Genomic DNA, 1150 nt, shown 5'->3' with positions numbered 1-1150 from the left:
CAGACTTCGATCACGTGTCCAGCCGTCGCCGGCGGCGGTGTGCCGGTACCCGCCGGCGCCAGCATCTGCTTCCAGGCCGCATACACCGAGCCGGCGAACACCGGCATCAGCACCGCCATCAGCACCAGCTGCGCCACCGCCATGGCCGCAGCCTGGCCGGCGATCAGGCCGATGATCAGTGCCACGATCATCACCGCGAAGTAGATCGCGAAGATCGCGATGAAGGCCAGCACGAAGAACACCAGCATCGCCGGCAGGTTGTGCAGGCTCGCGCGCAGGCTCTCACGCAAGGCGTGGAAGCCGGTGCGGCCTTCGAACATCACCTGCGGCGGCATCACGAACAGTGCCAGCGTCAGCGCGGCGAAGGTGCCCAGCAACAGCAGCAGCCACAGCAGGATGCGCCCGGCCGGCAGCGTCGCCACCAGCGCTTCGATCTGCGCCGGGTCCGGCTGCGCGCCGGACTGGCTGATCTCGTTGAGCTTGAGCATCACCTCCGACAGCTGCTGCAGGCCGGCGGTGCCCACCAGCACCAGCAGCAGCGTGCCCAGCAGCAAGGCGGCCACCAGCTGCGGCAGCAGGGCGATCAGCAGGTGCGGCGCGCGGCCTTCCTGGATGCCCTGCAGCAGGTGCGAGGGCCGGGCGATGCGGCCCTGGTCGACTTCGCGGATCGCCCACAGCAGGCCGCCCATGAACAACGGGCCGGCCAGCAGCAGCAGGAACTGCACCGCCGTGCCCAGCAGCGGCACCAGCATCGACAACGACAGCACCAGCCAGGTGCCCACACCCCAGAGGATGCCCAGCGAACCCAGGGCCAGCGGCGCGCGCTTGAGCAGGCCGAACCCGGTCAACAACCATTCCGCGCCGGCAGAGGCCGGCACCTTGCGAATCTCGCTCATTGCAATTCCGAAACAGGGGGGATGCCAGGACCGGCCTGACACCGCACGATTATCGCTGGAACCCGGGCCCCGGGCGAGTGACCTTTGGCGTATCTGCGTTCCGGCGGTAAACGTTGCCCGTAGCCGATGGCGATGGGGCGGTTGGCCGCAGGGTAGAGGCGGCTTGCCGGAGCAGTGCCTCAACGGTTTGCAGCACTTGCGGTCCGCTCAGTGGCGGTTGCCGTGGCGGACGTGGCGCACGAAGCGGCGCAGCA

The 1150-nt window shown here is 68.8% G+C and carries 1 protein-coding gene; it reads right to left on the bottom strand.

The genetic code is table 11. The features are described 5' to 3' along the window. Window positions 1-896, bottom strand: an 896-nt coding sequence (locus JCM9942_RS16460) for a BPSS1780 family membrane protein (protein ID WP_054660930.1), incomplete at its 3' end; no start/stop codon positions are given. Window positions 897-1150 lie beyond the last annotated feature (254 nt).

It is taken from the genome of Stenotrophomonas pictorum JCM 9942, assembly GCF_001310775.1.
Classification (GTDB): domain Bacteria; phylum Pseudomonadota; class Gammaproteobacteria; order Xanthomonadales; family Xanthomonadaceae; genus Stenotrophomonas; species Stenotrophomonas pictorum.
The sequence above is the reverse complement of the archived record's forward strand: the minus strand, read 5'-3'. Positions and strand labels throughout refer to the sequence as shown.